The organism is Azospirillum sp. A26 (genome assembly GCF_042604635.1).
GTDB lineage: Bacteria > Pseudomonadota > Alphaproteobacteria > Azospirillales > Azospirillaceae > Azospirillum > Azospirillum palustre.
In genome coordinates this window covers 1-21,815 of the sequence record NZ_CP170477.1, presented here as the reverse complement: position 1 = coordinate 21,815, position 21,815 = coordinate 1, and the positions used below count along the sequence as shown (strand labels likewise).

Sequence of the window (21,815 nt, the reverse complement as noted above, 5' to 3'; positions counted from 1 at the left end):
TCGCGTACGGACCTCCGAATTTGCTTCGCAACACGCTCTGGAATCTGCTCGGCGAGGGGCTGCCCATGGCGGCGGCCCTGCTGTCGATTCCGTTGCTCATCTCCGCCGTCGGGATGGAGCGTTTCGGCGCGCTGACCCTGATCTGGGCGCTGCTCGGCTATCTGGGCGTGCTCGACCTCGGGCTGGGACGGTCGCTGGTGCAGGTCGTCGCCGACCGGATCGGCCATGCGGGCGGGTCCGGTGAGACGCCGGAGGAGACGCAGGCGGGGCAGGGCTCGGCCAATACGGCAGGGATCGCCGGGCCGGCCATCGCCCTGATGGGCGCCATCGGCATCCTGACCGGCGGGGCGGTGGCGGTGGGCGCCGGGCTGCTGGCCGACCGCTTCCAGCTGGAGACCGGCACCTCGCCGGACGAGATCCGGTTCAGCCTGCTGGTGGCGGCGGCCATCGTGCCGGTCGCGCTGATCTCCGCCGGCCTGCGCGGCGTGCTGGAGGCGCACCAGCGCTTCCGCCCGATCAGCCTGGTGCGGATGACGGTGGGGGTACTGAACTATCTGAGCCCGCTCTTCGTGCTGCCCTTCAGCCAGAGCCTGGTGCCGGTGATCGCCGCCATCGCGGTCGGGCGCTTCATCGGGCTGGTCGGCTATGGCGTGCTGGCGGTGCGGCAGGAGCCGGATCTGCTGCGCCCCGCCCGCTGGGGACGCCCGTCCCTGCGCGGGCTGTTCACCATGAGCGCCTGGATGATGCTGAACAATCTGGTCGGCCCGGCGATGCTCTATGCCGACCGCTTCATCCTGCTCAGCCTGGTGCCGGCGGCGATGGTCGCCTTCTACACCACCCCGTTCGAGCTGCTGTCGCGGCTGATGGTGATCCCCGGCGCCCTGTCGCTGGCGCTGTTCCCGCTGGCCTCCAGCCTGTTCCGGCGCGATCCGCCGGCGCTGGGCCGCATCCTGGATGCCGGCGGCCATCTGACGCTCGCGGTGTTCCTGGTCATGCAGGCCGCCACCATCGTCGGCGGCGAGACGGCGCTGGAGCTTTGGCTGGGGCCGGCCTTCGCCGCCAACAGCGCCTCGGTGCTGTCGATCCTGATGCTGGGCGTCTTCTTCAACGCCACCGCCTATGTGCCCAACACGCTGATCCAGAGCGTCGGCCGCGTCGACGTCACGGCGCGCCTGCAGCTGGCCGAGCTGCCGGTCTATCTCGGCGTGCTGTGGCTGCTGGCCGAGCGCTATGGCGCGGTCGGCGCCGCCGCGGCCTGGAGCCTGCGCACGGCGGTCGATTGCGGGCTTCTGCTGGTCCTGCTGCCGCGGCTGGCGCCGGGAACCGGGACGGTGGCGCTGACCATCGGCCTGCGCGCCCTGCTGGCCGGGGTCGCCGGGCTGGCCGGCCTTCTGGTCGGCGGACCGGTCGGGGCGGCGATCAGCCTGACCGGCCTGCTGGCGGTCGGGCTGGGGGTCGCCGGCCGGCTGCTGCGCACCCGGTCCTGGGAAAAGCTGGCCGCCCCGCTGCGCAAGAACCGGGCCGTCCCGCTGCCCGCCGCGCTGCCGGCGCCGCGGATGAACGGGCAGGCCATCGACGGAGCGGCGGCCGACCGCTCGTAACATCCTGATCGGGGCATCGCCGGCCGGGTCCGGCCATGCCCGGCCGCTGCGGCGCGCAGGTGGTTCCTTTGCCGCCGAAAATGCGCTATGTGAGCGGAAACTCTGTGCAACGCTGGTTGGAGTTCGAAGGCCATGGCCGAGGGTACTGTGGACTATTACGCGATGGTCGAAGAGGCTTGGCAGCTCAGCGACACCGCGCGCGATTACGTGAAGAACGCCGGCCGCGAGGTGGACAACACCGAGCTGTGGGAAAAGCTGTTCGCCTCGTCGCCGCTGATCGACCTGGAGCGCACCCGCGCCGAAGGCGGCCAGCCGCTGCAAAAGATCTTCTTCAAGAACCCCTACGGCCTGCAGTACCGCGCCGACCACAAGGACTGGATCCCGTTCCGTCACGGCGCGCTCGACCCGGCCTATCTCCAGGTCATCTGATCGCGTCATTTGATCGCGTCATCCGGTTGACGTTGCCTGATCGGCCCTGACCCGGCGGCCGGTGCCGTCCTGCGGCAGGGGTTTTGGGGGAGCGTGCATGGCACGGCTGGTGGCGGGGCAGGGCTTCGCCCTCGATCTGGATGAGGCCCGGCTGGCGAACGGCTTCGTCGCCGATGCCTTCACCACCGTGCCGGATGCCTCCTTCATCGCCGCCGGCGCCGGCAGCCAGACCGTCGCGCGCACGGTCGCCGGCCGGGCGCATGCCGCCACGCTCGACTATGCCGCCGCCGGCAGCGGGGCGGAGGCGTCCGTCCGCTTCACCGGCCTGACCGACCGCGATGCGGCCGGGCTCCTGCGCTACCGCATCGAAGGGCTGGATGTCGCCCTGACCGGCGGGACGCTCGACCGGCTCGGCGCCCGCATCTTCCAGCAGATCGACGGCTTCGTCGGGGCGGACGGCAACGACAGCGTCTATCTGGGAACCCCGAGCGGGCGCAGCTTCGACGGCGGCGCCGGCACCGACCGCGCCATCTACACCGCCGACCCGCGCCGCTATGCCGCCCAGGGCGGCAGCTACCGTGCGGAGACGCCGGTGGTGGTGGCGCTGGACAGCCGGCGCTATGCCGTGGTGTCGAGCCGCAACACGGATATCCTGACCGATGTCGAGCTGCTGACCGTCGACGGCCGCACCGCCGCACCGGCGGCCTTCGCCTTCGATGCGCGCAGCTATCTGGCGGCCAACCGCGACCTTGCCGCCGCCTTCGGCGACAACGCGATTGCCGCGGCGGCCCATTACGCCTGGAACGGCCGGAACGAGGGGCGCAGCCTGGGCGGTTTCGACGCGCTGGGCTATCTGGGCGCCAATCCGGATGTGCTGGCGGCGGTCGGCCTCGATGCCGGGGCCGCCATCCGGCATTACTTGGCCTATGGCGCCCGCGAAGGGCGGACAGCCGGCTTCGACCCCTACGGCTATCTCGCCTCCAACCCGGACGTGCTGGCCGCCGTCGGCATCGATCCGGCGGCGGCGGTGGTCCATTACGCCCGCTTCGGCCGGGGCGAGGGGCGCAGCTTCACCTTCGATGCCGCCGCCTATCTGGCGGCCAACACCGACGTGGCGGCGGCCACCGGCGGCGACGCCACCGCGGCCAAGCTCCATTACCTCTCCTTCGGCCGCAGCGAGGGCCGACCGCTGCGGGTGACGCCCGGCCGGTCCGTGACGGCCGCCGCCGAAGGGCTGGCCATGGCGCAGGCCGCTCCCGCCTGGGCGGCGGACCTGCTGATCCCGCAGGGTGCGCCGGTGGCGGTGACCGGCACGACCGGCAACGACACGCTGAGCGGCAGCGCCGCCTATGACGCGCTGGGCAACCCGATCAGCGACGCGGTGGACGGGCTTGCCGGGATCGACAGCTTCGTGCTGACCGGCGCGCTCGCCTCCTACAGCCTGTCCTTCGACGGCAACGGCACCCTGCGGATCAGCGGTCCCGACGGCACCGACACGCTGACCGGCATCGAGCTGTTGCAGGCCACCGACGGGGTCTATCCGCTGGGGTCGCTGGCCGGTTTCTCCCAACCCTCGCTGAGCGGGCTGACCGTCTCGGCCGCGGCCACCGCCGGCAACGACTATCTGGTGGGCGGCATCCAGAACGACGCCATCGGCGGCGGCGGCGGGAACGACACCATCGCCGGACTGGCCGGCAACGACACGCTGTTCGGCAATGCCGGCAACGATGTCCTGCTGGGCGGCGACGGCGCCGACCAGCTGGAGGGCGGGGCCGGCAACGACCTGATGTTCGGCGGGGCCGGGGACGACCTGATGCGCGGCGACGTGATCGACGTCGTCGGCAACGACACCCTGCTGGGCGAGGACGGCAACGACTGGCTCGACGCCGGGGCCGGCAACGACTGGCTGGACGGCGGCGCCGGCAACGACACGCTCTATGGCGGGCTGGGCAGCGACGTGCTGCGCGGCGGCAGCGGCGACGACGTGCTGTTCGGCGACGTCTATTCCGACCGCAGCCACGAGATCTCGGTCAATCCCAACGACACCGTCACCGGCTATGAGGACGTGCTGCTGGGCGGCAACGGCAACGACACGCTGATCGGCGGCTATGCCGCCGACCTGCTGGACGGCGGTGCCGGGGCCGACGTCTTCTCCATCCGCAACCTGAACGAATCCACCCTGGCGGCCCCCGACGTGATCCTCAACTTCAATGGCGCCGTCGTGGCGGCGGAGGCGTTGAGGGGGCTGGCGAGCTATGCCACCGCCGGCGCCGAGGGCGACCGCATCGACCTGTCGGAGATCGACGCCATCGCCGGCACCACCGCGAACGACGCCTTCACCTTCATCGGCACCGCCGCCTTCAGCGCGGCGGGCCAGCTGCGCTATCAGACCTCCGGCACGGTGACGCTGATCGAGGGCGATGTGAACGGCGACCGGACGGCCGATTTCCGCATCCAGGTCAACATCGCCAACTACAGCTTCTCCGCCTTCGACTTCGTGCTGTAGGGGGCGGCGGTCACCCTCATGATGTTCACCCTTGTCAGGACCGAGCGGTTCGAGCAGGAGATCAAGAAGAGCCGTTTCCTGGCCCAGGCCGCCCCGGCCGGCAGCGAGGAGGAGGCGCGCCGCTTCATCGCCACGTCCAGCCTGCCGGATGCCGGCCACAATTGCTGGGCCTTGCGGGTCGGCGACGTCTATCGCTTCAGCGACGACGGCGAGCCGGGCGGGACGGCAGGGCGGCCGATCCTCCAGACCATCGAAGGACAGGGGATGGACCGGGTGGCGGTGGTGGTCAGCCGCTGGTTCGGCGGCATCCTGCTGGGGGCGGGCGGGCTGGTCCGCGCCTATGGCGGCACGGCGGCAAGCTGCCTGAAGGCGGCGGAGCGCGAGCCCATCGTTGCCTATGCCACCCTGTCCATCGCCTGCGGCTTCGCCGAGGAGGCGCGCATCCGCTCCAGCCTGGGCAGCTTCCCCGGCACGCGGGTGGAGACCACCGGCTTCACCGCCGACGGGGTCCAGCTTCTGGTCACGCTTCCCCAGGACCGGTCCGATGCCTTCGTCCGGCTGGTCACCGACATTTCCCGCGGTCAGGCGGTGGTCGAGCGCGGCGGGGAATGAGCGGGCGCAGACCGATGGAAGCATATTTTTCCATAAGCATTCTTATGTGTTTTTCGTCTGCGCGGCGGGCCGGGGTTCGCAATTCTGTCGTTTTGCGTGCATGACATGGCGGGCGGGTCCGTTGCCACGCCCAAGCGTGGGTTGCTATTGTTTTTCCGGTAGTATCCGGAGGATGAATGACCGCCGCGGCATTGCACGCTCTGAACCGCCTGTCCGATACGGCGATCAGCACCGATCCTTTCCCCCATCTGATCGTGCCGGATTTCCTGCCCGCCGATCTGTACGCCCGGGCCTGCGCCCAATGGCCGGAGCCCGCTGCCTTCGGTGTTCTTCAACCCGGTGAGCTGCCGTCGCGCCATCAGGTACCGCTGACCGAAAGCTGGCTGGCCCGGCGCGACGGGGAGCAGGCGGCGGTGTGGCGCGACGTGCGCGACTGCCTGTTCAACCCCGCCATCGTCGCGTCGATGGCCGAGCGTTTTCCCCAGGTCCGCGACAAGCTGGGCTGGGTCGATGCGCTGCCGGTGCCGAACATACGCATCGTCGAGGACCATACCGGCCACGCCATGCTGCCGCACACGGACATCGAGGCGACGATGTTCTCGATGCTGCTCTACATGCCGGCGGACGGCGGCCCGTCCAACCCGCAGGCATCGTCTCTGGGCACGGCGCTGTACCGGCCCCGCGATCCCGATTTCCGCGGACGGGGGATGGACCGCTACCCGCGCGCGGATTTCGAGCTGGTGGCCCAGGCTCCGTACCGTCCCAACCATCTGCTGGCCTATGCGCCGTCCGACCGCTCGTTCCATGGGGTGGAGCCGGTTGCGGCCCCCTGTGAGCGGCGGTTGCTGATTGCCTTCGCGGTGGTGGAGACCCGCCAGCCGTCACGGCGCGGCGCGGTCTGAGGCTGGTCCGCCGTCAGTGCAAGGATGTCAGCACTCTGCCGGCAGCCTGTCCAACCGGGCTTCCAGGCCATTCTCCAAGCCATTGATCGCCTCGGCCCAGGCGTGGGCGCCCCGGATCGGATGCAGATGGTGGTCGCGCGGGTTGGGGCTGCGGTAGGCGTCGGCGATCAGGCCGGTTCCGGGATCGAGGACATGGGCGGAAAGGTCGATATAGGGGAGTCGCCGCCGGGCCGCCTCCGCCGCGAGCAGCCGGTTGTAGCGCATCGTCAGCTCGGTGCGGTCGCGCAGGCTTGCGGTCACCATGTGGCGGGCGCGCGCCACGGCACCTTGGCGATGTCCATCGGGAATGGTGGGAGGAACGGCTCCGGTCACCACGATCCGGCGGTAGCCGGCATCGGTCAGCGTGTCGATGAAACAGGCATAAGCCTCTATGGACTCTGCCAGTTGTGCCTCCACCGACTCGCCCAGCGTCTGCGCCCGCCACCAGATGACGAAGCCGCAATCGACCTCGCCGAGCTGGAGGACCGGCACGACGTCCGGCAGGGCGGGCAGCAGCGCCTCCCGGAAATGGGCGATGGCCTGGGTGTGGCTTTCAGGATTGCGCAGGCCGACGGCCGTGGCGCCGGGGACGATGAGGAACCGGGACGGGCGGCGGAGCAGACCGAGCGTGGCGGCAATCTCGAAAGCCTGAACATGACTGTCACCGACGAAATACCAGCTGTGCATCGCCCGCCTCTGCCTGTCTTGCCGATCACCATACCGGCATCCCGGCAGAAGCCAACGATCCGGGTTGCGGATCGGCGTCCAGGACCGGCGATGTGCTACGGGGGGCATTGTCTGTGCAACCCCCGATGGGGGTGGGGCTGGATATTGCGCCGCTGAACCTTGGAGCCTTGTCGCGGCCCCTCTTTATTTCGGTTTCCCTTGTCGCGGTCCGCCCTGTGGCGGTTCCGGACCAGGCCTCCGGCTGGAAATACGCTACCACTTTCTCGTGTGGGAAAAAAGGTTCCCTATCAGAAGGCGGATTTTTTGGAATAGCTCTGGGTGGTATGGAGAAAAGACGAAATACCCGCCTGCGTATGAGCCTGCCTTCTTTTTATTTAACTGCAACTCTCCCCCGTTCTTGCCGGAGATACTCCGCTTTATTGAGTTGTTAGCGGCGTCTTCCTCCTCACATTTGGGTGAATACGGCCGTTCGGCCTCAATAATCATCACCGGAGTGCGGTGTGGACCGACGGCCGATGGACTGCCCTGTTCCAGCTCCTCTGCCGGTTTCTCTGCCCTGCCGCCATCAAGGAGGATCATCCGTGCGCGACGTACTGATTGCGGACGCCAGGCTCGACGATCTCGATCTGCTGCTCGACCGTTGCCGGCCCGATGTCCGGATCGTCCGGGTCGCGGCCGATGAGGATGGCGGGGCGGCGCTTGCCGACGCACTCGCCGACCGTCCCGCCGCCATCCATCTGCTGGCCCATGGCGAGCCGGGCGCGGTCCGGCTGGGTGCCGGCCGGCTCGACATCGCGGCGCTGTCCGGCCGTGAGGCGGATGGACGGGCGTGGCCGCAGGCCCCCGGCACCGAGATCCTGATCCATGCCTGCGACACCGGCGCCGACGGCGGCCGGTTCGCCCAGGCGCTCGCCCAGGCGACCGGCGCCCGCGTCGCCGCCGCCAGCCATCCGGTCGGCCATCCGTCGCTCGGCGCCTCCTGGGACCTCGACGTGACCACCGGGCCCATCGCCGCGGCCCTGCCCGTCTCCGACACCGGCGCCTGGGTCCAGCGGCTGGCCTACACCGGCACGCCGAGCGACGGCGACGACACGCTGATCGGCGACGACACCGGCAACACCATCAATGGCGGGGCCGGCAACGACAGCATCGTCGGCGGCACCGGCAACGACAGCCTGATCGGCGGCCTGGGCGACGACACGCTGGTCGGCGGCGGCAACAGCGGCCAGTCGGCCGGCGACACGCTGAACGGCGGGCTTGGCGCCGACCATTATGTCGGCGGCAACGGCTTCACCATCGTCACCTACGAGAACGCCACCACCGGCATCACGCTGGACCTGACCAACGGCGCCAACAACACCGGCGAAGCGGCGGGCGACACCTTCGTCGACATCCAGCGCTGGGTCGGATCGGAGCATGCCGACAGCCTGATCGCCGGCGACACCGCCGTCTGGTTCTGGGGCCATGGCGGCGACGACCTGGAGCATGGCGGGGCCGGCAACGACACGCTGGAGGCCGGCGACGGCAACGACACCGTCTTCGGCGGCGGCGGCAACGACCTGATCTATGGCCGCGCCGACAATGACGAGCTGCACGGCGACGCCGGCAACGACACGGTGGCCGGCGGCGGCGGTGCCGACCTGATCTATGGCGGGGACGGCAACGACCTGCTGAAGGGCGACTGGGAACGCGACACCATCCATGGCGGCGACGGCGACGACACCATCCTCGCCGGCATCGTCAGCGCCGGCAGCTATGGCCAGGCCCAGGCCGACCAGATCTTCGGCGAGGCCGGCAACGACCGCTACATCGTGGTCAGCCAGTACGATGCCGGCACCGTCAGCTTCGACGGCGGCGAGGGCACCGACACGCTGGAGATCCGCTCCGACGACCTGACCAGCTACAACGGCTACGATCTGGAATATTACACCGCCGTCGCCTCCCCCGCGATCGACCTGACGGGGATGACGCTGACCGGGGTGGAGCGGCTGGAGCTGACCGGCAGCAAGGCGCATGACGTCACCCTGACCGGCGCCCAGGCGGCCGGCTTCGAGGTCATCGCCGGCAGTGCGGCGTCCGACACCCTGCGCATTGCCGGCAGCGCCGACCTGTCCGGGGTGGCGATGTCCGGCATCGAGGCCATCGAGGTGACCGGCAGCAACGCCACCCTGACGCTCGCCGCTTCGCAGCTGGCCGGGCTGGCCCTGACCAGCACCGGCTCCGGCAACGGCAACGCGCTCGCCGTGACGGCGTCCGGCACAGGAGCCTCGGTGGATCTGTCCGGCGCCACTGGCTTCGGCCGGGTCGCCCTGACCGGCACCGCCGGGGCCGACGACCTGACCGTCGGCGCCGGAGCGACCGTCACCGGCAATGGCGGCGACGACGTCATCCGCATCGCCGCCGGGACCACCGGCGCCGTCACCATCGCCGATGCCGCCGTCGGCGACCGGCTGGTGATGACGGGTGCCGACCTGAGCACCATGCAGATCGAGACGGGCGCCACGTCCACCACCCTGCGGGTCGGCAACGATCTGGCGGTGACGCTGACCGGCAGCTTCGCGGCCAGCCAGTTCCAGGTCGGCAGCGGCGGCAGCGTCACCATCGTTCAGGCCAACAACGCCCCGGTGGCGGAGGCCGGCAAGACGGTGATGGCCCAGGCCGGCGGCACGGTCGCTCTCGGCATCGCCGCCCCGACCGACGCCGACGGCGATGCCCTGACCGTGACGGTCACCGGCCTGCCGGCCGGCGGCGCCATCCAGCTGGCCGACGGCACGGCCGTCACCGCCAACCAGAGCCTGACGCTCGCCCAGCTGTCGGCCCTGACCTTCACTGCCGCCGCCGGCACGGCCGGCGATGCCGGCTCCTTCGCCTACACCGTCACCGACGGCCATGGCGGCACCGCCGGCCAGACCGTCGCCCTGACGGTGAACGCCGCCCCGGTGGCGGAAGCCGACAAGACGGTGACGGCGCAGGCCGGCACCCCGGTCGCTCTGGGCATCGCCGCTCCGACCGACGCCAACAACGATAGCCTGACCGTGACGGTCACCGGCCTGCCGACCGGCGGCACGCTGGCGCTCGCCGACGGCACGGCGGTGACGGCGAACCAGAGCCTGACCGCCGCCCAGCTGTCGGCCCTGACCTTCACCGCGGCGGCTGGCACGGTCGGCGACGCCGGCTCCTTCGCTTACAGCGTTGCCGACGGCCATGGCGGCACGGCAGCCCAGACGGTCGCCCTGACGGTGAACGCCGCTCCGGTGGCGGAAGCCGACAAGACGGTGATGGCGCAGGCCGGCACCCCGGTGGCTCTGGGCATCGCCGCTCCGACCGACGCCAACAACGACAGCCTGACCGTGACGGTCACCGGCCTGCCGACCGGCGGCACGCTGGCGCTCGCCGACGGCACGGCGGTGACGGCGAACCAGAGCCTGACCGCCGCCCAGCTGTCGGCCCTGACCTTCACCGCGGCGGCTGGCACGGTCGGCGACGCCGGCTCCTTCGCTTACAGCGTTGCCGACGGCCATGGCGGCACGGCAGCCCAGACGGTCGCCCTGACGGTGAACGCCGCTCCGGTGGCGCAAGCCGACAAGACGATGACGGCCCAGGCCGGCGGCACGGTCGGGCTTGGCATCGCCGCCCCGACCGACGCCAACAACGACGCCCTGACCGTGACGGTGACCGGCCTGCCCGCCGGCGGCACCATCCGGCTGGCCGACGGCACGGCGGTGACGGCGAACCAGAGCCTGACCGCCGCCCAGCTCGCAGCATTGACCTTCACCGCGTCCGGCACGGTCGGCGACGCCGGGGCCTTCTCCTACAGCGTTGCCGACGGCCATGGCGGCACGGCGGCCCAGAGCGTCGCCCTGACGGTGGAGGCCGCGCCGGTCGTCTCGCCTCCCCCGCCGCCGCCTCCCCCGCCGCCGCCCGTCACCTCTTCGCCGGATCCGGTCGTGGATCCCGTCATTGAGCCGGCCGTCAACCATGCTCCGACGGTGCAGGCCGACAAGACGGTGAGCGCCCAGGACCGGACGGCGGTGTCGCTCGGCATCGCGGCCCCCGCCGACATCGACGGCGACGCGCTGACGGTGACGGTGGCCGGCCTGCCCGGCGGCGGCATCGTGCGGATGGCCGACGGCAGCACCGTGACGGCGAACCAGACCCTGACGGCGGCCGACCTACCGGGGCTGACCTTCCTGCCCACCGGCACGGCCGGCGATGCCGGGTCCTTCGCCTACATCGTCGCCGACGGCCATGGCGGTGTCGCGGCGCAGAGCATCGCCTTGCAGGTGGTCCCGGCGGCCGATCCCGCCTCCACCACCCCGCCGGCCGCCGGCGGGCTGCCGGCCGGCTTCAACGCCCTCGCCTACATCGCCTCCTATCCGGATCTGATCGCCGCCTTCGGCACCAACACCGACGCCGCGACCCAGCATTACCTCCAGGCCGGGCAGGCGGAGGGGCGGACGGTGACCTTCAACCCGCTGGCCTACACCGCCTCCTACCCCGAGCTGATCTCCGCCTTCGGCACCAACACCGACGCCGCCACCCGCCATTACATCGAGCACGGCTATGCCGAGGGCCGGCACCCCAACTTCAGCGGGCTCTCCTACATCGCCTCCTACCCGGACCTGTCGGCGGCCTTCGGCGCCAACGCCGATGCCGGCACCCGGCATTACATCGAGAGCGGCTATGCCGAGGGGCGGGCCGCGACCTTCGACGGCTACAATTACCTCGCGGCCAACCGCGATCTGGCGGTCGCCTTCGGCACCAATGCCGATGCCGCCGCCCGCCACTACATCGAGCATGGCCAGGCCGAGGGCCGGCCGGCCCAGGGCTTCGACGCGCTGCGCTACATCGCCAGCAACCCGGACCTGATCCAGGCCTTCGGTCCCGACGTCCAGGCGGCGGAGATCCACTATGTCCAGAGCGGCTACGCCGAGAACCGGTCGCTGACCGCCTTCGACCCGGCGGCCTATCTGGCGAGCAATCCGCAGATCGCCGCGGAGTTCGGCACCAGCGCCGCCGCGGTCGAGCTGGCCTACATCAAGCGCAGCACCTCCACCGCGGCGGAGGCCGTGGCCGCCGCCAACGGAGAGGCGCCCATCGCCGTCACCATGCTGGCGGCCGGGATGACTGGGTCGCAGGCGCAGGGCATCGATGGAGGCTTCCACGATGCCTCGTCGGGCACGGCGTCCGGCCTGCTGGCGGCGGGCGACGGCGGGCTGTCCAACCGGCAGCGGACGGAGCTTCCGGCGTAAACCCCCTCCCGCCTGTCCACCGGCAGCCCATGGCCGCCGGTGGACATCGGGTGGATGTCGGTTGGACTCATCGTGTTGGACCCATGGGGGGCGGCGGCAAGCCGCCCTTTTTTTGGGAGGTCTCCGTCTCAGCCGATGGGGCTGCGCGAATGCCTCAGTGCTTCCCATCCGGGCGGGAGGGAGGCGGCATAGCCAAGATATGATTTAATCATCATATATAATGATTTCATGAATATATGGCGGACCGCTTACCCCCGGCTGTCCGCCAACTCATCGATCCAGGCGAACTGGCGCGGCAGGCAGACGCTGTGCAGATCGTGGTTGGCGCGGATGAAGGCGCGGGCCTCGGCGCCCAGCCGGTCGCGCGCCGCCCGGTCCGCCAGCAGGTCGGCCACGCTGTCGGCCAGTCCGCGATGGTCGAAGAAGTCCACCAGCCGCCCCGTCCGGTCATGCTCGATGACCTCGCGAACCGGAGCGGTGTTGCTGCCGACCACGGCGGCGCCCGCGCTCATCGCCTCCATCACGCTCCAGCTCAGCACGAAGGGGTAGGACAGATAGACGTGGGCGGAGGAAAGCTGGAGCAGCGGAATGAAGTGGTCGTAGGGAATGTTGCCCAGGAAGAACACCCGTGACCAGTCGGCGTCGGGAATGGAGCCGCGCACCTCGTCGATGAAGATGTCCCGCCAGCTTCCCGACGGCGGCGGCGTGCCATAGGTGACCCCGGCCCCGCCGATGATCAGCACATGGGCCCGGGGGCGGCGGGCCAGCAGCCGCGGCAGGGCGCGCATGAAGCTGTGATAGCCGCGATAGGGCTCCAGGGTCCGGTTGACGAAGGTCACCACCTCGTCCGCCCGCGTCAGCGTGAGGGCGCCGTTCAGGATGGCCCGGGCGTCGGGTTTGGGAGCCACCGCCCCGGTGTCGACGCCGTCATGCACCACGGTGATGCGGTCGCGGAAGAGAGAGGGAAAGCCGTCGGCCTGCCAGCGGGTGGGAGACAGGCCGGCGTCGGCGCTCTCGAACTGCAGCAGGTTCACGGCGTTCTTCAGGCGCAGGCGGCATGGATCGCCGGCATCGGGCACCGGGAATTCGGGATCGAAGCCGGCATCCGCGCCACTTCCATGGAAATAATATTCGCAATAGATGCCCAGCCTGGCCTGTGGCCAGACATCCTTCACGAACAGGCTGTCGCCCCAGCCGGGATGGGCGACGATCACGTCGGGAACATAGCCCTCCGCCTTCATCGTCAGCGCCCGCCGGAACAGCGCCTCGCCATGGATCGCGTTGGTTTCGAATTCAGCGGCCCAGGGATGGACGCCAAAGGCCTGCGGCCGCAACGGGGCGCAGAGGGCCACGGTGACCCCGCCCCAGCCGGCCGGAACCTCCATCGTCCGGCTCAGGGCATGGACCGTGTGTCCGCGCCGCACCAGGCCCGGCGCCAGAGCCTTGAACTGGCCGGGAAAGCTGGGATGGATGAACAGGATCTTCATGGAGGGCGTCACGGTTCGGCGGAGAGGGCTGCGGGGGGCGATCATGCCACGGCGCCAGGGAAAAGCGCCGCTGGAATTTCCCGCTTTCGGTGTGGCGCTCTGAAACCCCGGCCTTTTACGCTTCAAACCTGTCCCTGTTTCGCGGGATCGGATCAGGCCTCCGGAAACGGCCTTGAGGTCGCCGTCTCGAGATCGCCGTCAGGCCGGCGGGGGGCTGGCGGCAACCAGGGTCCGGCGCATATGGAGCGCGGTCAGGAAGCCGACCGCCGCCGCGGCCCCGCCCAGCAGGAAGACGCTGCCATAGCCGGCCCGGTCGGCGAGCAGGCCGGCCACCGGACCGGTCAGGCCATAGGCCACGTCCTGGAAGGCGGCGAAGGCGCCGAGCGCCGTCGCCCGCAGATGCGGCTGCACCAGATGCACCACCTCCCGGCCCATGGCGGGAAAAACCAGGGAGCAGCCGAGCCCGGTCAGGAAGGCGCCGGCAAGGGCCAGCGTGGGGTCGCCGGCGCTCCAGACCAGCAGCTGGCCGACCGCTTCGACCGCCAGCGACCCCATCGCCACCGGCAGGCCGCCGATGCGGTCCGGCAGATGGCCGAAGGCGAAGCGGACAAGGACGAAGCCGACCCCGAAGGCGGTCAGGCCGAGCCCGGCGAACGGCCAGGATTCATGGACGAAGTGCAGGGTGAAGAAGGCGCCGATGGCGGCGAAGCCGATGCCTTGCAGGCTGACGACGGCGCCGTGCAGCCAGATCCGGCCGAGCACGCTGCGGAAGGGCGGCCGCTTGGCGCCAGGATGCGCCGCGACCCCCGTCAGCGGGCGGATCGCCAGCAGCCCCAGCGCCGGCAGCAGGGCGCCGACCGCCATGGTGCCGGCGAAGCCGATGCCGTCCAGCAGCAGGAGACCCAGCGGCCCGCCCGCCGCGAAGGCGCCATACAGCGCCGCCCCGACCAGGGCCAGCACCTTGCCCGAGCGCTGCGGCCCGACGATGCCGATCCCCCAGGCGATCACGCCGACGCCGACGAGGCTTTCGCCCAGCCCGATCAGCAGGCGCCCGGCCACCAGCACGGCGAACGCCGCCCAGGGTCCGGCCCAGGGCAGGGACGGCAGCATGCCGGCGCCGAGCGAGACCAGCCCGCCGGCGATGTAGAGCGCCAGTCCGCGGGCGACCGCCGGCTTGGCGCCGCCGCCGTCCACGAAATTGCCGGCGAAGCTGCGGGTGAGGATGGTGGCGAGGAAGGCGCTGCCGACGCCGAGCCCGGCCCAGAAATTGCCCAGACCCAGGGTCTGGGTCACGAACAGCGGCGTCACCGGAAGGGAGATGGCGACGCAGAGATAGGAGAGGAACAGGATGGCGGCCAGGATGAACAGGCGGGCCTGGGACCGGTCCGGCGATTTGTCGTGCGAGGAATTTTGCGAGGGGGCTTGCGGCTGGCCGCGTGCCGGATCGTGTGTCGGCTGGGGACGCATGGTGTGCTCCACACTGGTCCGCGGTCGACGCGCGTTCCGGACAAGCGAACGCACTCCGACCGCTGGGGATCGTTGAGTGCGTTGGTTGACGTTGAACGCTTACGGCCAGTGTGACTGACGACTGACAGACAGCTAACCGATCCGTCCGGACGGCACAACCCCGAAGACAATGGGGGTATGGCCGCGGCCAAGCGCCGCCGGCACAGCTTGGCCCAGCGGGTGTTTCAGCGGCTCTTGCGGTCGGGCTTCGCCGTGGAGGACGCCATGGAAGGCAGCATCAGATCGATCACCAGACGGTGGCCGCGGTCCTTGTCGGGGGCCAGGGTGGAGACGGCGAGAAGCCGGACCGCTTCGCCCTTGGCGCCCCCCTTGCCATCCGCCTTGCCATCCGCCTTGCCGTCGCTTCCGCCATCCTCGTCGCTGAACAGCAGGCGGGTGCCGCTGCCGGTGCGCTCCGCCCGGTAGCCCAGCGCCGTCGCCGGCAGGCGGCCCGCCGCCGGGGCCTGCCACTGCGTGCCGGGAAGCGTCATCTCCAGCCGGCCGTCGGGGCGGCGCACCGGCGTTTCGAAGCGCGGTTCCTGGTCGAAATCCATCACGACGCGCAGCCCGTCGCCGCCGTTGGCGGTGCGGATGCGCTCCACATGGCGAGGGGCCGCGGTGCTCGCCACGGTCTGGATCGGATTCGGGCGGGCGGGCGCGTCGGGGACCGGCTTGACGCCGGGGCGCAGGATTTCCACCGCCGGCTCCGTCCGCGGGGCGGGGGCGGCGTCCTGCGGTTCGGGCTTCGCCGCCGGCAGCGGGGCAGCCGGGACGGAGGCGGGAGACGGAGCCGGTTGGGGGGGAGCCGTCTGGGCCGGAGTTTCCTGGCTGGGAGCAGCCTGAACGGGAGCCGGCTGGCTTGCGGCGGGCTGCGCCTCCGCCGGCTTCTTCACCTGCTCCACGAAACCGCCGCGGCGGCCTTCCGCGCGGCCCTGCTGGACATAGTGGGCGTAGCCGCTGGAAAGCTGTCCGCTGCGGACGGCGGCGGCGACGTCGGGGTTGGCGGCCAGATAGGCGCGCTCCCGCCAGCCGGTCGGCTGCGCCGTGGCGGTGTCCACGTCCGCGGGGCGGCGCCAGCTGGACAGCAGCGACGGCATCGACCCGTACAGGCCCAGCCCCTCCACCGCCAGCGACAGCCAGAAGGGCATCAGCAGCAGGATCAGAAGGCGCAGGAGCTGGGGAATCGGCGACAAGGCGGCTTCTGTCCGGCGTAGGGAAAACGGCGCCGGTCCCGCTGGCCCGGCTGTCCTGCATGCGTACTCCCAAGCACCGCACCGGGTCTAGGAAAAGCGGACTGTCAAATTGGACCATAGGGGAAACCACGGAAGAGCGTCCGGCGGCCCTTCGGTCCCCTCCCTTCGAACAGCAACGATGCGGGGTACCCCATCGTTCGGGTGGCCGCGCGGGGACCCGATGCTCACCTTCGGTTGGCCGCAGCCGTTCGGCGCCACCCCTTAGAGTTTCGGAACCGGGAAGCCTTCATGGAACAGATGCGAGACGGATCGCCGGCCGATCCGGCGCGGGACCCCTCCCCCCCTCCCCCTGGCGCCCAAACCGGAGCCAATCCTGGCCCGAACCCCAATTCCGGCCCTCCCCCCGGCCCCCGTCTCGATCCCGGCATCGCCGGGCTGGTGTCGGCGCTGCGCATCCTCGGCATTCCGGCCGATTACGACGGCGTGCGCCATGCCTGCGGCGGCGAATCCCCCGACCTGACCGGGCTGGTCCGCCAGGCCCACCGGCTGGGCGCCAAGGCCCGGGTGGTGAAGACCAAGTGGGAACGGTTGGAGCGCACGCCGTTGCCGGCGCTGGTCCCCGGTCCCGACGGCGGATTCCTGGTGCTGGCCAAGGCCGGCGGCGACCGCGTGCTGGTGCATGACGCGGCGACCAACCAGACCCGCATCCTCGACCGCGAGGGCTTCGAGCCGCTGTGGACCGGCCGGCTGATCTGCCTGGGCCGCAAGGGCACGCTGGGCATGGGCCAGCCGCGTTTCGACGCCCGCTGGTTCGGCGCGGTCGCCTGGAAATACCGCGGCATCCTGGGCGAGGTGCTGCTGGCCTCCTTCTTCATCCAGCTGTTCGCGCTGGTGACGCCGCTGTTCTTCCAGGTGGTGGTCGACAAGGTGGTGGTGCACCGCAGCCTGGGCACGCTCGACGTGCTGATGGCCGGCATGCTGGCCGTCATCCTGTTCGAGGCGGTGCTGGGCGGCCTGCGCACCTACACCTTCGCCCACACCGCCAACCGGCTGGACGTGGAGCTGGGGGCCAAGCTGTACCAGCGGCTGCTGTCGCTCCCCATGGGCTATTTCGCCTCGCGCCGGGTCGGCGACAGCGTCGCCCGCGTGCGCGAGCTGGAGACGATCCGCAACTTCATGACCAGTTCCACCATCACGCTGGTGCTGGACCTGCTGTTCACCGTGGTGTTCCTGGGCGTCATGCTGGTCTACAGCCCGATGCTGACGGCGATCGTCGCCGCCTCCTTCCCCGTCTATGTCGCCATCAGCCTGGTGGCGACGCCGATTTTGCGCCGCCGGCTGGACGAGAAGTTCGCCCGCGGCGCCGAGAACCACAGCTTCCTGGTCGAGACGGTGTCGAGCATCGAGACGGTCAAGGCCATGGCGGTCGAGCCGCGCATGCAGCGCCGCTGGGAGGACCAGCTGTCCGGCTATGTCCGCGCGGGTTTTCGCGCCGGCAACCTGAACAACGTCGCCAGCCAGTCGGTGCAGTTCGTCTCCAAGATCTCGACCATGCTGGTGCTGTGGCTGGGGGCCAAGCTGGTGATCGAGGGCAGCCTGACGGTGGGCGAGCTGGTGGCCTTCAACATGTTCGCCGGCCGCGTCGTCCAGCCGGTGCTGCGCATCGCCCAGCTGTGGCAGGACTTTCAGCAGGTGCGGCTGTCGATGCACCGCATCGGCGACATCCTGAACACGGCGCCCGAGCCGTTGCAGAGCGCCGGCCGCGCCGCCATGCCGGCGATCAAGGGCGACCTCAGCTTCGACCACGTTACCTTCCGCTACCGCCATGACGGGCCGGAGACGCTGAGCGACGTGTCGCTGCATATCCCGGCGGGGCAGGTGGTCGGCATCGTCGGCACGTCCGGCTCGGGCAAGAGCACGCTGGCCAAGCTGCTCCAGCGCTTCCATGTGCCGGAGCGCGGGCGGGTGATGGTCGACGGCACCGATCTCTCCACCGCCGACGCGGTGTGGCTGCGCCGGCAGATCGGCGTGGTGTTGCAGGACAATGTCCTGTTCTCGGGCACCATCCGCGAGAACATCGCGCTGACCGACCCGACCATGGACATGGCCCGCGTCGTCGCCGCGGCGAAGCTGGCCGGCGCCCACGACTTCGTCGTCGAGCTGCCCGACGGCTACGACACGGTGGTGGGGGAGCGCGGCGCCAGCCTGTCGGGCGGGCAGCGGCAGCGCATCGCCATCGCCCGCGCGCTGGTCACCAACCCGCGCATCCTGATCTTCGACGAGGCGACCTCTGCCCTCGACCATGAATCCGAACGGATCATCCAGGCCAACATGCGGCGCATCTGCGCCGGCCGCACCGTGCTGATCATCGCCCACCGGCTGTCCACCGTCGCCATCGCCGACCGCATCGTCACGGTGGAGCGCGGCCGCATCGTCGAGGACGGCGCGCCCGATGAGCTTCTGCGGCGCGGCGGGCGGTACGCCACGCTGTTCCGTGGCCAGATGGGGCAACTGCCGGGTGCGAACCCGCCGCCCACCGACGGGCTGATCGAACAGCGGGCTGCGGGCTAAGGGGGAATGAACGCCATGAGCAAGACGACCGCCGCGGTGAAGACCACCCCTGCCACCTCCGCTCCGACCCCTCCTGGGATCAAGCCGCCGGCCAACGCGCCGGGCACGCCCGGCGGCCCGCGTCCGCCGACCAAACTCCAGGGCCGTCCGCAGAAACGCCGCCGCGACGAGATGGATTTCCTGCCCGATGCGCTGGAAATCCTGGAACGGCCGCCCTCCCCCACCGCGCGGACCTTCACCGCGGTCATCATGCTGGCCTTCACCGCCGCCTGCGCCTGGGCATGGTTCGGCCATGTCGACGTGGTGGCGGTGGCGCAGGGCCGGGTGGTGCCGAGCGGCCGGACCAAGACCATCCAGCCGATGCAGACCGGCGTCGTCCGCGCCATCGCCGTGGAGGACGGCCAGCTGGTCAAGGCCGGCCAGACCCTGATCGAGCTGGACCCGACCGAGGCCGCCGCCGACCGCGACCGCATCCGCTCCGACCTGTCGGCGGCGAAGGCCGAGGCGGCGCGGCTGCGGGCGGCGCTGGAGGTGGTGAACGGCAACCCCGCCGCCGAATTCGCCGCCCCGGCCGGCCTGTCGCCCGAACTGGCGCGGATGCAGAGCCAGCTCCTCGCCAGCCAGATCGCAGAGCAGCGCGCCAAGCTGGCCGCACTCGACCGCGAGCAGGCCCGGCGCGAGGCCGACCGCGCCACCGTGGTGCAGACCATCGCCAAGCTGAACGCCACCCTGCCGCTGATCCGCGAGCGGGCGGAGGCGCTGTACGACCTGTCGAAGCGCGGCACCTCGTCCCGCTTCCAGTATCTCCAGCTCCAGCAGGATCTGGTCGGGCAGGAGCAGGAGCTTCTGGTCCAGAAGATCAAGCTGACGGAGTCCGACGCCTCCATCGCCGCCACCGTCGAGCAGCGCCGCCAGACCGAGGCCGAGTTCCGCCGCCAGCTCTACACCAACCTCGCCGAGGCCGAGCGCAAGGCCGCCTCGCTGGAGCAGGAGCTTGCCAAGGCCGACCAGCAGGTCGGGCTGCTGCGGCTGACCGCGCCGGTGGACGGCTATGTCCAGCAGCTGGCCGTGCATACGGTGGGCGGCGTGGTGACCACCGCCCAGCCGGTGATGGTCATCGTGCCGGAGGACAGCCGGCTGGAGGTCGAGGCCTTCATCCCCAACAAGGACATCGGCTTCGTCCAGACCGGCCAGGTGGCCGAGGTGAAGGTGGAGGCCTTCTCCTTCACCAAGTACGGGCTGATCCCCGGCCGCGTCGCCTCGCTGTCCAGCGATGCCGTGCAACAGCAGCAGCAAACCGACAAGGGGACGGACAAGAGCGCGGCGAAGACGCCGGAGGCCGGGTCGGTCTATGCCGCCCGCATCGCGCTGGACCGCGACACGCTGGAGGTCGACGGCAAGCAGACGCGGCTGCAGCCGGGCATGACGGTCAGCGCCGAGATCAAGACCGGCCGCCGCCGCATCGCCGACTACCTGCTCTCCCCCCTGTCGCGCAGCGCCCAGGAGGCCATGCACGAGCGGTGAGTTTCTCCCTCTCCCGGGGCGGGAGAGGGCTTGCTCTTGCCCGCTTTACGCCGCCATGTCGTGTGCGTCGTGCCAAGCGTACAGGCCATGGTCGGCATACTGGAAGGCCGGGAGCAGGTCCGGCGTCCAGCCGGCGACATCCGCCGTCTCATGCGCGTCCGTCCCGTATGTGGCCGCATTGGCCGACACCGCGTGACCCAGCAGGTCGCCGGCCTGAAGCTCCGCCACCTGCGCCTGCGCGGGGGCCTGTACACCGAACAGGCTCTTGTCGGCGGCGACCACCAGCGTGCCGTTCCACCACAGGCCGCTCTGGCCCTTGACCACGTCGTGCCCGTCGAGCGCGCCCTTGTCGTAGGTCACCGCGGCGTCGGTGGCGGCATAGCTGTGGCCGTTGACGCTGACGCTGTTGACGAACAGGTTGCGGTCCTGGCCGCCGGCGAAGCCGTCATTGTCGTACTGGATCTGCACCTTGTGGGCGCTGTCGGCCGACACGGTGGCGGTGAAGGCATAGTTCTTGGCCGCGGCACCCACCGTGGCGCTGCCGACCGCATGGCCGTCGACCAGCAGGGTGAAATGGGCGTTCACGCCGGCCGCCGCGGTGCCCTTGGCGTTGACCAGGATGGCGGCCGTGGCGGTGGCCGGAGCGCCGGGGCCAGGGGTGGGGTCGGGAACCGTCGGCGTCGCCGTCGTGCCATAGAGCTGGCCGATCTTCGCCAGCAGCGCCTGGGTGTTGAGGTCGGTGTAGCCGGTGCCGGCGATCGGCGTGCCGGTCTGCTTCGCCAGCGACAGGAACTCGTCCTGGGTCAGGGCGCTGCCGCGCAGCGCGATGGCCTCCTGCTGGGCGAGCGCCACCGCGGCGGTCACCGAGGGTGCGGAGAAGGAGGAACCGTTGGCCGTCACCGTCCGCCCGGCCAGATCGGTCAGCCGGATGTCGGTGCCGTCGGCGCAGAGGTCGGTGATGCCCGGATTGCGCTGGGCCCAGCCCGGCATGGTGCCGTCGCCGCCCGACGCGCTGACGCAGATGGTGTTGTGGTCGGCGGCGAAATAGGACACGTCGGTCGCCGTCCCGTTCTGCCCGGCATTGCCGGCGGCGGCCGACACCAGCACCCGCTTGGCGGCGAGGCTCGCCAGCTCGTCCGACAGCAGGGTCGTCATCTCCGACGTGGCGGAGCCGCCGGCCAGCGACAGGTTGACGCCGACGACGTTGTAGTCGGAGGCATGGGCGACGACCCATTGCAGCGCCTGCTCGATGGCCGCCCCCGACGCGGTGGAGGTGCCGTCCGGGATCACCTTCAGCGCGACGATGTTGAGGTCCGGCGCCTGCGACAGGATGCTGGAGGTCACCAGGGCGCCATGGGTGTCGGCGTTGGGGTTGCGCGCATCGGCGTCGTTGTTGGCGTAGTCGTGCTGATAGACGATGCGCGCGGCGGAGTCCCAGGTCGGCGACCATCCGCTGTCGATGACGACGACCGTCTCGCCCCGGCCGGTGTAGGTGCTGTTCGCCAT

The 21,815-nt window shown here is 70.5% G+C and carries 13 protein-coding genes; 8 read left to right on the top strand and 5 right to left on the bottom strand.

The genetic code is table 11. The annotated features are described in order from the left end of the window. Window positions 1-20: 20 nt before the first annotated feature. The 5 genes from ABNQ39_RS35085 (at window position 21) to ABNQ39_RS35065 (ending at window position 6,050) form a co-directional block, all read left to right on the top strand. Window positions 21-1,601 (top strand): flippase, encoded by a 1,581-nt coding sequence (locus ABNQ39_RS35085; RefSeq protein ID WP_376967393.1) that lies wholly within the window; start codon window positions 21-23, stop codon window positions 1,599-1,601. A gap of 132 nt (window positions 1,602-1,733) precedes the next feature. Continuing rightward, on the top strand, window positions 1,734-2,030 hold the full coding sequence (locus ABNQ39_RS35080; RefSeq protein WP_376967391.1) for a hypothetical protein: 297 nt from the start codon (window positions 1,734-1,736) through the stop codon (window positions 2,028-2,030). Between the two features lie 97 nt (window positions 2,031-2,127). After that, window positions 2,128-4,536: a calcium-binding protein gene (locus tag ABNQ39_RS35075; RefSeq protein WP_376967389.1), complete on the top strand. Its 2,409-nt coding sequence runs from the start codon at window positions 2,128-2,130 to the stop codon at window positions 4,534-4,536. Window positions 4,537-4,557: 21 nt separating this feature from the next. Next, window positions 4,558-5,148 carry an IMPACT family protein gene (locus tag ABNQ39_RS35070; RefSeq protein WP_376967560.1) on the top strand — a complete coding sequence of 197 codons (591 nt, stop codon included), beginning with the start codon at window positions 4,558-4,560 and terminating at the stop codon, window positions 5,146-5,148. Between the two features lie 176 nt (window positions 5,149-5,324). Further along, complete coding sequence (locus ABNQ39_RS35065; RefSeq protein ID WP_376967387.1) at window positions 5,325-6,050, top strand: hypothetical protein; 726 nt, start codon at window positions 5,325-5,327, stop codon at window positions 6,048-6,050. Window positions 6,051-6,077: 27 nt separating this feature from the next. Here ABNQ39_RS35065 and ABNQ39_RS35060 read toward each other — a convergent pair whose 3' ends face one another. After that, window positions 6,078-6,884, bottom strand: coding sequence for an SGNH hydrolase domain-containing protein (locus ABNQ39_RS35060; RefSeq protein WP_376967385.1), 807 nt, complete (start codon window positions 6,882-6,884; stop codon window positions 6,078-6,080). A gap of 473 nt (window positions 6,885-7,357) precedes the next feature. Between ABNQ39_RS35060 and ABNQ39_RS35055 the strand changes: the two genes are divergently transcribed. Further along, entirely contained in the window at window positions 7,358-12,028 is a 4,671-nt protein-coding gene (locus tag ABNQ39_RS35055; RefSeq protein WP_376967383.1) for an Ig-like domain-containing protein, read from the top strand. Between the two features lie 248 nt (window positions 12,029-12,276). On the opposite strand, the gene ABNQ39_RS35050 is transcribed toward ABNQ39_RS35055, so the two are convergent. From ABNQ39_RS35050 to ABNQ39_RS35040, 3 genes are all read right to left on the bottom strand, one after another. Further along, window positions 12,277-13,515, bottom strand: a complete 1,239-nt coding sequence (locus tag ABNQ39_RS35050) for a glycosyltransferase (protein ID WP_376967381.1) — start codon at window positions 13,513-13,515, stop codon at window positions 12,277-12,279. Between the two features lie 198 nt (window positions 13,516-13,713). Further along, the gene (locus tag ABNQ39_RS35045) at window positions 13,714-14,982 is read right to left on the bottom strand and encodes an MFS transporter (protein ID WP_376967379.1); all 1,269 of its coding nucleotides are present in this window, start codon (window positions 14,980-14,982) and stop codon (window positions 13,714-13,716) included. A 224-nt stretch (window positions 14,983-15,206) separates the two neighbouring features. Further along, window positions 15,207-16,214 (bottom strand): hypothetical protein, encoded by a 1,008-nt coding sequence (locus ABNQ39_RS35040; protein WP_376967377.1) that lies wholly within the window; start codon window positions 16,212-16,214, stop codon window positions 15,207-15,209. 288 nt (window positions 16,215-16,502) lie between these two features. On the opposite strand from ABNQ39_RS35040, the gene ABNQ39_RS35035 reads away from it, so the two are divergent. Both ABNQ39_RS35035 and ABNQ39_RS35030 read left to right on the top strand, forming a co-directional pair. Beyond that, complete coding sequence (locus ABNQ39_RS35035) at window positions 16,503-18,785, top strand: type I secretion system permease/ATPase (RefSeq protein WP_376967375.1); 2,283 nt, start codon at window positions 16,503-16,505, stop codon at window positions 18,783-18,785. Between the two features lie 15 nt (window positions 18,786-18,800). Further along, window positions 18,801-20,309, top strand: a complete 1,509-nt coding sequence (locus tag ABNQ39_RS35030; RefSeq protein ID WP_376967373.1) for an HlyD family type I secretion periplasmic adaptor subunit — start codon at window positions 18,801-18,803, stop codon at window positions 20,307-20,309. 45 nt (window positions 20,310-20,354) lie between these two features. Here ABNQ39_RS35030 and ABNQ39_RS35025 read toward each other — a convergent pair whose 3' ends face one another. Further along, on the bottom strand, window positions 20,355-21,815 hold the full coding sequence (locus ABNQ39_RS35025) for a carbohydrate-binding domain-containing protein (RefSeq protein WP_376967371.1): 1,461 nt from the start codon (window positions 21,813-21,815) through the stop codon (window positions 20,355-20,357).

Bases quoted from the DNA above. Each gene is read 5' to 3' on its own strand.
- ABNQ39_RS35080 (WP_376967391.1), top strand. From the start codon at position 1,734: ATGGCCGAGGGTACTGTGGACTATTACGCGATGGTCGAAGAGGCTTGG.
- ABNQ39_RS35075 (WP_376967389.1), top strand. From the start codon at position 2,128: ATGGCACGGCTGGTGGCGGGGCAGGGCTTCGCCCTCGATCTGGATGAG.
- ABNQ39_RS35070 (WP_376967560.1), top strand. From the start codon at position 4,558: ATGTTCACCCTTGTCAGGACCGAGCGGTTCGAGCAGGAGATCAAGAAG.
- ABNQ39_RS35065 (WP_376967387.1), top strand. From the start codon at position 5,325: ATGACCGCCGCGGCATTGCACGCTCTGAACCGCCTGTCCGATACGGCG.
- ABNQ39_RS35060 (WP_376967385.1), bottom strand. From the start codon at position 6,884: ATGCCCCCCGTAGCACATCGCCGGTCCTGGACGCCGATCCGCAACCCG.
- ABNQ39_RS35050 (WP_376967381.1), bottom strand. From the start codon at position 13,515: ATGAAGATCCTGTTCATCCATCCCAGCTTTCCCGGCCAGTTCAAGGCT.
- ABNQ39_RS35045 (WP_376967379.1), bottom strand. From the start codon at position 14,982: ATGCGTCCCCAGCCGACACACGATCCGGCACGCGGCCAGCCGCAAGCC.
- ABNQ39_RS35035 (WP_376967375.1), top strand. From the start codon at position 16,503: ATGGAACAGATGCGAGACGGATCGCCGGCCGATCCGGCGCGGGACCCC.
- ABNQ39_RS35030 (WP_376967373.1), top strand. From the start codon at position 18,801: ATGAGCAAGACGACCGCCGCGGTGAAGACCACCCCTGCCACCTCCGCT.
- ABNQ39_RS35025 (WP_376967371.1), bottom strand. From the start codon at position 21,815: ATGGCGAACAGCACCTACACCGGCCGGGGCGAGACGGTCGTCGTCATC.